Source organism: Synechococcus sp. UW105, from assembly GCF_900473935.1.
GTDB lineage: Bacteria > Cyanobacteriota > Cyanobacteriia > PCC-6307 > Cyanobiaceae > Synechococcus_C.
Window position 1 is genome coordinate 83652 of record NZ_UCNN01000017.1, and the last position, 11576, is coordinate 95227.

Consider the following 11576-nt stretch of genomic DNA (forward strand, 5'->3'; position numbering starts at 1 on the left):
AGAAGGAAAGAGTTGTTGGTTCGATCGTTGATCCGTCAGTCCTCGTCGTAATCCGCGACGCCAAGGGATTCGTAGGTGGGCCTGCTTGGTGTGCTCCGGCGGGGGTTCACGTCCTGCATCAGATCCACTTCCTTACCTTCATCTGTGAAGACAGCAATATCAAGGCCGAGCGACTGCAGTTCGCGCATCAGCACCTTGAAAGACTCAGGGGTACCGGGACGAGGGATTGGCTTGCCCTTGACGATGGCGTTGAGGGCCTCATTGCGCCCCTGCATGTCGTCCGACTTGACAGTGAGTAGTTCCTGCAGGGTGTAGGCGGCTCCATAGGCTTCAAGAGCCCAAACTTCCATCTCACCCAGACGCTGACCACCTTGCTGCGCCTTGCCGCCGAGGGGCTGCTGGGTCACCAAGGAGTAAGGACCGGTTGAGCGAGCGTGAATCTTGTCATCGACCAGGTGAACAAGCTTGAGGAAGTGGGAGTAACCCACAGCAACAGGCTGATCAAAAGGCTCGCCGGTGCGGCCATCAGTCAAAAGGAGCTTGCCAGGGGAATCAGGGTTGTAGATCCAGTCCTTACCGGGCTGACTTGCCGCTTCCTTCAGGAAAGCTTCGACGGTCTGCTGGGACTTCTCAGCGCCGTACATCTCGTCGAAGGGCACAATTTTGACGCGGCAATCAAGGTTTGATGCAGCCCAGCCCATGAGCAACTCAAACACCTGACCCACATTCATCCGGCTCGGCACACCCAGAGGATTGAGGACGATATCGATGGGGGTTCCATCCGGCAGATAAGGCATATCTTCGCGGGGAAGGATGCGGCTAATAATTCCCTTGTTGCCGTGGCGACCGGCCATCTTGTCGCCGACCTGAATCTTGCGTCGTTGAGCGACATAAACGCGCACCACCATGTTGGCGCCAGGCGGCAGCTCATCACCCTGTTCACGCGTATAGATCCGCACGTCCACCACACGTCCACGCTCAGTGCTTGGCACCCTCAGTGAGTTGTCGCGCACATCTCGGGCCTTTTCGCCGAAGATCGCTCGCAGCAGTTTCTCCTCAGGGGGTTGGTCGGACTCCCCTTTGGGAGTCACCTTGCCCACCAAGATATCTCCGCTTTCAACGAAGGCACCAATCCGAATGATGCCCATCTCATCAAGGTTGCCGAGGCTTTCTTCCGCAACGTTGGGGATCTCGCGGGTGATTTCTTCGGGGCCAAGTTTGGTCTGACGGGCTTCAATCTCGTACTTCTCGATATGCACCGAGGTATAGAGATCGTCGTTGACCAAACGCTCACTAACAAGGATTGCATCCTCGTAGTTGTAGCCCTCCCAAGGCATGTAAGCGATCAGCACATTCTGGCCGAGTGCAATTTCACCCCCCTCGCAAGCCGAGCCATCAGCCAACACCTGGCCAACGATGACTGGATCTCCCTGACGAACAATTGGGCGCTGGTTCAGACACGTGTCCTGATTTGAGCGCTGGTACTTCTGCAAGAAGTGGGTGTGATCCACCCCCTCTTCGTCCCGCACAACAATCGCCGTGGCATCCACGAAGGTGACGGTTCCATTGACACGCGAGATCGGCACCATGCCGGAGTCACGGGCCACTTGGGTCTCGAGTCCCGTACCCACGAGAGGACGCTCAGGGCGCAGCAGTGGCACAGCCTGACGTTGCATGTTGGAGCCCATCAAGGCTCGGTTGGCATCGTCGTGCTCCAGGAAAGGGATGAGCGACGTTGCCACAGAGATCACCTGCACAGGTGAGAGCTGAACGTAGTCAACCTGCTCTGGAGGGACCTTCTCGAAGTCTTGGCGGTAACGAACGGGGATCAAATCGGCGAGGATCCGACCGTCGGCATCAGTGGCCACGTCTCCAGGAGCAACCCGGCACTCGTCTTCAAGGTCAGCAGACAGGTAGATCGGGTCACCCTTCTTGAGCACCACACCGTTCTCAACCTTCCAGAACGGCGTTTCGATGAAGCCGTACTCATTCACCCGGGCATGGGTCGCCAGGGAGTTGATCAGACCTGCGTTCGGTCCCTCGGGCGTCTCGATTGGACAGAGACGGCCGTAATGGGAAGGATGAATATCGCGGACAGCGAAGCCAGCACGTTCGCGAGTCAGACCGCCTGGACCAAGCGCACTGATCCGACGCTTGTGCGTGAGCTCAGCAAGGGGGTTGGTCTGATCCATGAACTGGCTCAGCTGGCTGGAGCCGAAAAACTCCTTGATCGCCGCCACCAAGGGCTTGGGATTGACGAGCTGGGCCGGAGTGAGCGAATCCGTCTCACCGACGGTCATGCGCTCTTTAATGATTCGCTCCAGGCGATTGAGGCCAACACGCACCTGGTTCTGAAGCAGCTCACCAACAGAGCGGACCCGACGATTCCCTAGATGATCGATGTCATCAAGACTGGCTCCGCCAACGTCGAGTTCAAGATTGATTAGGTAGTCAAGGGTTGAGAGCACATCCTCATGGGTGAGGGTGCGCACGGCATCGGGGATCGTGAGCCGCAGCTTCTTGTTGATCTTGTAGCGGCCGACACGGCCCAGGTCGTAGCGCTTGGGATCGAAAAAGCGCGTCTGGAGCAACTGCTGACCACCGCTGACTGAAGGCGGCTCACCCGGACGCAGCTTTTTGTAGAGCTCCAACAGCGCCTGGTCTTCGGAGCTGATGCCCTCATCATTCGCAGCCTCGATCGACTTGCGGTAGTACTCGGGGTGCCGGAGCTTGTCGATGACGTCGTTATCCGACAGTCCCATCGCACGCATCAAGACGTGCGCATTGATCTTGCGGGTCTTATCAACCCGCACGTGCAACAAGTCGTTCTTATCGGTTTCAAACTTCAGCCAAGCTCCCCGGTTGGGAATGACGCTGGCGTTGTAAGTGCGGCGGCCGTTCTTGTCCTGTTCGTCTTTGAAATAAACACCAGGACTCCGCACGATCTGGTTCACGATCACGCGCTCGGCGCCGTTGATGATGAACGTGCCGCGCTCAGTCATCAGGGGGAGCTCACCAATGAACACCTCCTGTTCCTTGATCTCCCCTGTCTCCTTATTCACCAGACGGCAGGTGACATACATCTGGGAGGCAAAGGTGGCATCCCGCCGCTTCGCCTCTTCCACATCGTGACGAGGACGCTTCAATCGGTATTCACTACCGACGAAATGCAGCTCGAGCTTTCCGGTGTAATCGGTGATCGGGGAGAAACTCTCCAGCTCCTCGATCAGGCCTTTGTCAAGAAACCACTTAAAGCTTGCCCGCTGCACCTCTACCAGATCGGGCAGGTAGGTGGCGGTCTTGGCGACCTGAATCGCGCTGCTGCTCATGCGGAGACCTGCAGATGTGAAGTGGGGGACAAAAGGCCTGAACGTTGGATCGTCATGACCGCGAAACCATCGATGCCCAGCCAACGAAAGCCGTCCCCCTCAACGGAGAACGGCTACCGCAGCTGGGCTTTCAGAGATCTCGGGACAGAACGGCAGACGTCGTCAATGCACCGGAAGGAAATGGACGCTTCTGGGAGCTCAGGCGCAGATCATGCACCCGGGCCAGGCCAATGAACCATCTTACACTTCAGGGTGTTGCGTCGAACCCCTTCCGGGTTGACAGGTTTTGATTCGGGGATCAAGGCAGCCCGAACAGACGCCGAGCATTAGCGGTGCTTGTCGTCGCCACCTCGTCAAGGCTCTGACCTCGCAGCTCCGCCACTCTGGCCGCCACAGCCGTGACATAGGAAGGCTCGTTGCGCTTGCCACGACGGGGCACTGGAGCAAGGAAAGGACAATCGGTTTCTACCAAGAAACGGTCTTGCGGCACCCGGCGAGCACATTCATGGGTTTCGGCTGCTTTGGCAAAGGTCACCGTGCCGCTGAAACTGATATAGAGGCCCAAGTCCAGAAACGCCTCCATCTCATCAGGGGTTCCACCCCAGCAATGCATCACACCAGCTGGGCATCGCCCCTCAGACCGACGAGAACGCAGTTCCTCGAGCATGGGCTCTGCAGCATCCCGGCAGTGAATGATCACGGGCTTATCAAGCTCCACCGCCAGATCCAACTGAGGCCTCAGGACATCCAACTGCTCAGAAAGGTTTTTATCGCGAAACAGATCTAGGCCCAGTTCGCCAATGGCCACCACTCTGTTGTCGTCCAGGGCAGCCTGTCGCAACACCACTGCAGTGCTGTCCTGCCAGTGCTCGGTATCGAGCGGGTGCACTCCGACGGAGTAACGCATCTCAGGGAAGCGATCGGCAAGGGCACGGATCGCAGGGATCTCAGCCGGCTCGACGCATGCATGCAAAAGAGAGACAACACCGGCTTGCCTCCAACGGCTGGCAACAGCCTCAAGATCGTCTTCAAAGTTCCGAAAAACGATGTGACAGTGGCTGTCAATCAGTGTGGGAGACGTCACCAGGACCTGAAACGCGCCTTCAGGTCCATTCTGCAGGTCACCCGCAACCCCGAGGCGTAGCTTCAGGCCGCGGTGGCCGGTTCAATCGCCTTCTTCACAGCAGCGCTGAGACGCGACTTCTGATGGGCTCCATTGTTGCGATGCAGCACACCGACCTTGACGGCCTTATCGATCTTGCTGAAAGCAGCCTTCATGCTGGCCTGAACCGTGGCCTTGGCGTCATCGCCTGGCTCGGATGAATAGGCGTCGCAAGCGCTGAAGCAACGCTTCATCAAGGTACGCAGCGCAGACTTGTAAGTCTTGTTTTGGACACGGTTGCGCTCCGCAATCTGAACGCGCTTCTTCGATGACTTGTTATTAGCCACTGAGTCGGATACTGGTTCGACAATCCAACACCATAACCCAGCGAGCGCACGCTTACCCCACCTCCGGCAAGGGAGCTGAAGGGACCTAGCTTGAAGCGGCAGTCGCCCTCCAGCCCGCCGATGACAGCGTCGAGCAGTCAGTCATCAGCGCCCTCTTTGCTGCGTTGCCTCCGTGACGTGGGCGCAGCGGAGCAAGTACTCGACCAACTGGCCAATCGCACAACCGGCGACACACAACAGCAGGCGCAGGCCACGGTGAACGGCATTCTCACTCAGGTGCGCCAGCAAGGGGATCGCGCCCTAATCGAACTGACGCAGCGATTCGACCACTTCCGCCCCGAACCACTGCAAGTGGCTCCAACGCAGTTAGAGCAAGCCTGGACAAACACCAGCAACGATCTGCGCGATGCCCTGGAGCTCGCCCATCGGCGCATTCAGGATTTCCATCAGCGGCAGAAGCCCAAGGATCTAGAGATTGAAGGCGTTCACGGCGAGCGGCTTGGTCGACGGTGGCGACCGGTCTTGCGTGCCGGCCTCTATGTGCCGGGCGGGAGGGCCGCCTACCCCAGCACGGTGCTGATGAATGCCGTACCGGCCCGCGCTGCAGGTGTGGACAGGATCGTGATGGTGACACCCGCCGGACCGGATGGTGAAGTGAATCAAACCGTGCTCGCAGCGGCCCATCTCGCTGGAGTGCATGAGGTGTATCGCATCGGCGGAGCCCAGGCGATTGCCGCCCTGGCCTTCGGCACTGAAACAGTGCCCCGAGTGGATGTGATCTCCGGTCCGGGCAACATCTTCGTCACGCTTGCCAAGAAAGCGGTGGTGGGCCAGGTGGGAATCGATTCCCTTGCAGGCCCCAGCGAAGTCCTGGTCATTGCTGACCACACCGCCAGGGTGGAGCAGGTCGCCGCTGATCTCTTAGCCCAGGCCGAACACGACCCCCTTGCCGCAGCGATCCTTCTCACCACTGAGCAAACCTTGGCCGATGCCCTCCCTTCCGAACTTGAACGACAACTGGAGGGGCACCCCCGCGAACGGATTTGTCGTCAATCCCTCCAAGACTGGGGGGTGATTGTCGTGTGCGACAACCTCGAAACCTGCGCAGGCCTCAGTGATCGCTTCGCCCCAGAACATTTGGAACTGCTAGTGGAACGGCCCCAACACCTTGCCGATCGCATCCTGAATGCAGGAGCTATTTTCATTGGCCCCTGGTCACCGGAAGCGGTCGGGGATTACCTCGCAGGCCCCAATCACACGCTGCCGACATGCGGCACGGCCAGGTTCAGTGGTGCGCTCAGCGTTGAGACGTTCATGCGCCACACCTCTCTGATTGCCTTTAACCGGGCTGCCCTTGAAGCAACGGGACGAGCAGTTGAAGAGCTCGCCCGCAGTGAAGGGCTTCACAGCCATGCCAATTCAGTGCATCTCAGGTTGAGCTGAGCGTCTCAGGATCCGCGTTCGAGGCTGCGCACCCCGGCCACATCTCCATTGACCTCGCCCACCAGCACCTCGTCCGCCAGATTGACGAACAGCCCATTCTCGAGCACCCCGGGGAGATTGTTGAGGTCGCGCTCAAGACCAACGGGATCAACAATCCCGCCGTTGAACTTCACATCGAGGACCAGATTTCCCTGATCGGTCACAACAGGGCCAGCCTTGCGGGTGGCCATGCGCAGGTCCGCATTGCCACCCATCGCCTGAAGTTGGGCTTGGACCTGACGCCAGGCACCGGGCAGCACTTCGACAGGGAGGAGAAAATCGAGGTTGAGGCGATCCACCAACTTGGTGGAATCGACCACAACAACGAAACGATCGGCACGACAGGCGACCAATTTTTCCTGGACGTGGCAAGCACCGCCACCCTTGATCAGCTGAAAGGCGGCATCCACCTCGTCGGCCCCATCGATGGCCAGATCAATCCGATCGACAGCGTTGAGGCTGCGCAACGGGATGCCAAGTTCTGCTGCGAGCACCTCGCCCTGAAACGAGGTGGTGACACCAACAATGTCCTTCAGCTCACCAGTCGCAAGCTTGGCCCCGAGCCCTTGGATCATCAAAGCAGCGGTGGAACCGGAACCAAGCCCAAGCACCATGCCGTCCTTGATCTGATCCACAGCAGCGGTGGCCACCGCTTGTTTCATCTGGGTCTGAAGATCCACCGTCGTCAAGTGCAAAAAGATCGCGCGACCGTAGCAAGAGCGCTCATCCCAGGCCAGGCAGTGGAGCCGGTTTGACCGAAAGGTGCAAGACCTTATCGTTGCGAACCACCTCGAGGGCAAGGGGTGCATCAATCTCAGCACGATCCACTTGACTGAGCAGCGACTGGGGATCGACCACGGCTGTCTCACCGGCCGTGATCACCACATCACCACGCCTTAAGCCAGCTTTCTGGGCAGGACTATCAGGCAGAACGGTCTGAACCAATGCACCAGATCGTTCCGGCAACTGCACCAGAGCATTCGGATCCTGGTTGTGTTCACGGGCGATCCGTGCCGTGAGAGGCACCAGCTGCAAACCCAAATAAGGATGGACCACCTGACCATCAGCCACCAGCTGATCAGCCACCCTGCGGGCCAGGTTGATGGGGATGGCGAAACCGAGTCCGGCACCGGGGCCGGAACGCACAAGGGTATTGATGCCAATCACTTGCCCCCTGGCATTGACCAACGGCCCCCCTGAATTTCCTGGATTGATGGCTGCGTCGGTCTGAATCAAGTCCAAACGCTTATCAGAAAAACCGAGGCTGCTGATATTGCGGTGCAGGCTGCTGACGATGCCAAGCGTCACCGTTCGCTCAAGCCCATAAGGAGTCCCGAGTGCAATCGCCCAATCGCCAACTTCCAAGGCTTCCGAATCTCCCAGGGGGGCCACCTCAGGCGAAGGGCCTTGCTGAAGACGCACCAAGGCGAGATCCGTCACTGGATCGGTACCGACAACCAATCCGTCGCGCTGATCACCATCAGCAAGGGTCACCGTGACCTCATCCACTCGCTCAACCACATGGGCATTCGTGAGGATCAGACCATCAGCAGCAATCAGCACTCCGGAGCCCTGACCACGTTCATGCTCCATTCCCCCCGGTTCACCCAGTAGGTCTCGAAGCAGGGGATCAATCAGAGTGGGGTCATAGGGCTGACGCTCCACGGTGCGTTCCGTGTCGATACGCACCACGGACGGTGCCACTTGGCGAACGGCCTTGGCGACGAAGCTATGGGGACTGTCGGGGGTCGCCTGCACCGAGGGAGGGAAGACCAACAAAACAGCGGCCATGAGGGAGAAGAGCAATGCCACTCCTTGAGAGCGCCTAAGGCGATTCATGGCTGCGATCACAAACGGAAAATCTCATCTGCAACTTAGGGAGCACGGTCGGGTGGTGGTGTGTGAGCCCAAGCCAGGGACGCGCAGCGGCTGCATCAAAAGCACTGGGAAGAGAAGGGCTCGATAGCGCGATGCGCATGGCATCCGTTGTTGCAACGGAGGTTTTGTCCTGCCATTAATTTGCGCCGTCATCTCAGGGACCAGACCATGACTGCCCCCACAAGCCAGCGCCTTCGCTGTGAGCTCTGTCAGGTGGAGATTGACTGCAGTAACGGGATCGATCAGGTGTTGTTCAGCCTCGGTGGAGCCGGCACCCGCAGCAAGCTTTGGGTCAGGGTTTGTCGGTACCTCAGCAACGATGAACAGAAGGCCAGCTGCATCAATCAAGATGCAACGAAGCGCGGCGAAGAACAGCCCGGCGACCGCTACGACGAAGCTCCTCCCCTTGATCTGGGCAGAGCCAATGGGGGTAGCTGATCCCTGTCGTGCACATCTGGACGTGGGCTGTGGACAGCTCTGAATGCTCAGTTCAAAGTGACAACAGCGCCTCTTTCCAGATCATGCGGCACTTCAGACATCGGCTCGCCCTTCTTTCCTCAGCAGTGGCAGTCACTCTGGTGTCAGTGCTGCCCGTTGCTGCACAAGCCTCCTGCACGTTTCTGATGCCGGTCGGCGGCAATGGCAGCGGGCCCAAACCATGGATCGTCAAGAAGAAAGTGGAGCGTCCGAAGGGATTGCTAGGCCGAGCTGTCGGTCGCACCAACTGGAACACCGATTTCGTTGTCAATCAGCCCTATCGCTCCTTCAAATTGTTCTTCACTGCCGACTCAACAGACGGCAATCCTGGAGCGTATCCAATACAGGCATTCCTCAAATTCAGCGATGGCGGCAATCTGAAGGTTGTGGATCAGACCATGCAACCGCCAACGGGGACAGGAGCCCAGTTCGGTCCGTTCACCTCTCCTTCAGGCAAAGCAGTCAGCCAGGTGAATTTTCGGATTGGAGCTAACAACGACCCTGCCGCAACCGGCTTCAGCTATCGAATCTCAGTGCAAGGCTGCAACTGATTCAGACAGCTGCGCAACCTGGCTGTCTTCCCTCGATCCACTACATTGTTCACAGGCCTGGCGAGTCCTTCTCTCCAGGAGGGTGATCTCAGTATCAGCCGTCGGGCCAGAGCCCGACATCCCAGCCCCTCGTTGCCCCATCCCCTCCTGCCAGATCTCACTTCTGTCGCAGCAAAAGCCGCTGCCGACCAAGGATTTGAGTTGGCAGATCTTCAGATGCTCACCCATCTGAGGCCGATGACGGTTCAGATTCAAATCCGCCACACCAGCGGTGACGATGTGACCCTCGACGACTGCGCTGGTTTGAGTCTTCCGATGGGCGAAGCGATCGAGGCGTCCACACTGTTAACGGAGGCCTACGTCCTGGAGATCAGCAGTCCTGGCATCGGAGATCTGCTCCAGAGCGATCGCGATTTTCAGACATTTAGGGGGTTTCCCGTCGACGTCATCTTTCTAGATAACGAGGGACAGCAACAAACCCTGGCAGGGTCTCTTCTGGAGAGGACTGATGATCACCTTGAAGTCAATATCAAGGGTCGAATCAAACGAATCCCCCGATCGAGCATCCGCTCTGTGCAGCTGACCAGCCCCACCAGCTAGTTAGAGCAGCCAATCTCTCCGGTCGTGTCTCCGACCCACCACCTTTTCTTCTTTCCTTCAGCCCTCGATGGCACTCGTTCTACTCCCCGGCCTCACCAACCTGATCGATGACATCAGCGACGAGAAAAAGCTGCCACCTCAGGTTGTCGAAGCCGCCCTGCGCGAGGCTCTACTCAAGGGCTACGAGCGCTATCGACGCACCTTGTATCTAGGGATCAATGAAGATCCATTTGACGAGGAATACTTCAGCAATTTCGATGTTGCGCTCGATCTCGATGAAGAGGGCTACCGGGTGCTGGCCAGCAAGATCATCGTTGAAGAGGTCGAAAGCGACGACCATCAGATTGCTCTCGCCGAAGTGATGCAAGTCGCCGATGACGCCCAGGCAGGCGACACGGTGGTGCTTGATGTCACTCCCGAAAAAGAGGAGTTTGGCCGAATGGCGGCGGCCACCACGAAACAGGTGCTCGCCCAAAAGCTGCGCGATCAGCAGCGCCGCATGATCCAGGAGGAATTCGCCGACCTTGAGGATCCAGTGCTGACCGCACGTGTGATCCGTTTTGAGCGCCAGTCCGTGATCATGGCAGTGAGCTCTGGGCTGGGTCGGCCCGAGGTGGAAGCGGAACTGCCCAGACGCGACCAGCTACCGAATGACAATTACAGAGCTAATGCGACCTTCAAGGTCTTCCTGAAGGAAGTCAGTGAAGTGCCGCGGCGTGGGCCTCAGCTGTTTATCAGCCGCGCCAACGCTGGCCTGGTGGTGTACTTGTTCGAAAATGAGGTACCTGAGATCCAGGAAGGATCGGTGCGCATCGTGGCTGTCGCCAGGGAAGCCAATCCCCCCTCTCGTTCGGTCGGACCGCGCACCAAGGTTGCTGTCGACAGCATCGAAAGGGAAGTCGATCCAGTTGGCGCCTGCATCGGCGCCAGGGGATCCCGCATTCAGCAGGTGGTGAATGAACTGCGCGGCGAGAAGATCGACGTGATCCGCTGGTCCTCAGATCCCGGCCAGTACATCGCCAACTCCCTCAGTCCGGCCCGTGTCGAGATGGTTCGCCTGGTCGACCCTGTTGGTCAGCATGCCCATGTGCTCGTGCCCCCCGATCAGCTCAGCCTCGCCATCGGTCGTGAAGGACAGAACGTGCGTCTTGCGGCCAGGCTCACCGGATGGAAAATCGATATCAAGAACTCACAGGAGTACGACCAAGCCAGCGAAGACGCGGTCGTCGCCGAGCTGATCTCCCAGCGAGAAGAAGAAGAGGCATTGCAGAGAGAGGCCGAGGAGCGCCTGGCTGCCGAGCAAGCGGCAAGAGCTGAGGAAGACGCCCGTCTGCGCGAGCTCTATCCCCTCCCTGAAGACGAGGAGGAGTACGGCCAAGACATGGCCGAAACGATGGAAGCCATGGACGATGCCAATGCGATGGCTGAATCGGGCGAAGCCAAGCCAACCGAGGCACCCACCGATGAGGTGGAGGGCGTCGAGGCCGAATCCGTTGAGAGCGACAACGAAGCCGTGACCGCTGACGAGGATGGAGCCCGGTGAACGAACCACGCCCTGTCCTGCGTCGCTGCGTAGCCTGTCGAAAGTTGTTGGATCGCCAACAACTCTGGCGCGTCATCCGCGACCACAGGGAGGGGGTCCTCTTAGATCGGGGGATGGGTCGCTCGGCCTACCTCTGCCCGACCGAGGCCTGCCTGGATGAGGCACGTCGCCGAAAACGTCTGAATAAGGCCCTGCGATGCCAGGTGCCCGACAGCGTTATCGCCACGTTGCAGGAGCGGCTCTCCTTTCAGAGAGACAGCCGCTGAG

11 protein-coding genes are annotated in these 11576 nt (G+C 58.8%); 6 read left to right on the forward strand and 5 right to left on the reverse strand.

Features of this window, described 5'->3' with window-relative positions; genetic code table 11:
* Positions 1 to 35: 35 nt before the first annotated feature.
* The 3 genes from rpoB to rpsT all read right to left on the reverse strand — a co-directional run bounded on the left by rpoB (position 36) and on the right by rpsT (position 4778).
* Positions 36 to 3329, reverse strand: a complete 3294-nt coding sequence (gene rpoB / locus DXY16_RS06820) for a DNA-directed RNA polymerase subunit beta (RefSeq protein WP_115019605.1) — start codon at positions 3327 to 3329, stop codon at positions 36 to 38.
* Positions 3330 to 3627: 298 nt separating this feature from the next.
* Positions 3628 to 4413 carry a TatD family hydrolase gene (locus DXY16_RS06825; RefSeq protein ID WP_371410879.1) on the reverse strand — a complete coding sequence of 262 codons (786 nt, stop codon included), beginning with the start codon at positions 4411 to 4413 and terminating at the stop codon, positions 3628 to 3630.
* A gap of 62 nt (positions 4414 to 4475) precedes the next feature.
* Positions 4476 to 4778, reverse strand: a complete 303-nt coding sequence (gene rpsT, locus DXY16_RS06830) for a 30S ribosomal protein S20 (RefSeq protein WP_115120509.1) — start codon at positions 4776 to 4778, stop codon at positions 4476 to 4478.
* 120 nt (positions 4779 to 4898) lie between these two features.
* On the opposite strand from rpsT, the gene hisD reads away from it, so the two are divergent.
* Complete coding sequence (gene hisD / locus DXY16_RS06835; RefSeq protein ID WP_115120510.1) at positions 4899 to 6221, forward strand: histidinol dehydrogenase; 1323 nt, start codon at positions 4899 to 4901, stop codon at positions 6219 to 6221.
* 5 nt (positions 6222 to 6226) lie between these two features.
* Here hisD and rpiA read toward each other — a convergent pair whose 3' ends face one another.
* Both rpiA and DXY16_RS06845 read right to left on the reverse strand, forming a co-directional pair.
* A complete protein-coding gene (rpiA, locus tag DXY16_RS06840) occupies positions 6227 to 6922 on the reverse strand; it encodes a ribose-5-phosphate isomerase RpiA (RefSeq protein WP_115120547.1) in 696 nt (231 codons plus the stop codon).
* Between the two features lie 61 nt (positions 6923 to 6983).
* A complete protein-coding gene (locus DXY16_RS06845; RefSeq protein WP_244281592.1) occupies positions 6984 to 8051 on the reverse strand; it encodes a trypsin-like peptidase domain-containing protein in 1068 nt (355 codons plus the stop codon).
* A gap of 255 nt (positions 8052 to 8306) precedes the next feature.
* Between DXY16_RS06845 and DXY16_RS06850 the strand changes: the two genes are divergently transcribed.
* The 5 genes from DXY16_RS06850 (at position 8307) to DXY16_RS06870 (ending at position 11575) form a co-directional block, all read left to right on the forward strand.
* Complete coding sequence (locus DXY16_RS06850) at positions 8307 to 8576, forward strand: hypothetical protein (protein WP_115120512.1); 270 nt, start codon at positions 8307 to 8309, stop codon at positions 8574 to 8576.
* A gap of 83 nt (positions 8577 to 8659) precedes the next feature.
* Positions 8660 to 9166, forward strand: coding sequence for a hypothetical protein (locus tag DXY16_RS06855; protein ID WP_244281589.1), 507 nt, complete (start codon positions 8660 to 8662; stop codon positions 9164 to 9166).
* Positions 9167 to 9298: 132 nt separating this feature from the next.
* Positions 9299 to 9766: a ribosome maturation factor RimP gene (gene rimP / locus DXY16_RS06860; RefSeq protein ID WP_115120549.1), complete on the forward strand. Its 468-nt coding sequence runs from the start codon at positions 9299 to 9301 to the stop codon at positions 9764 to 9766.
* Between the two features lie 67 nt (positions 9767 to 9833).
* Entirely contained in the window at positions 9834 to 11309 is a 1476-nt protein-coding gene (nusA, locus tag DXY16_RS06865) for a transcription termination factor NusA (RefSeq protein ID WP_115120513.1), read from the forward strand.
* Positions 11306 to 11575 (forward strand): YlxR family protein, encoded by a 270-nt coding sequence (locus tag DXY16_RS06870; RefSeq protein ID WP_115120514.1) that lies wholly within the window; start codon positions 11306 to 11308, stop codon positions 11573 to 11575. The genes nusA and DXY16_RS06870 overlap by 4 nt, the downstream gene beginning before the upstream one ends.
* The last annotated feature ends 1 nt before the right edge of the window (position 11576 follow it).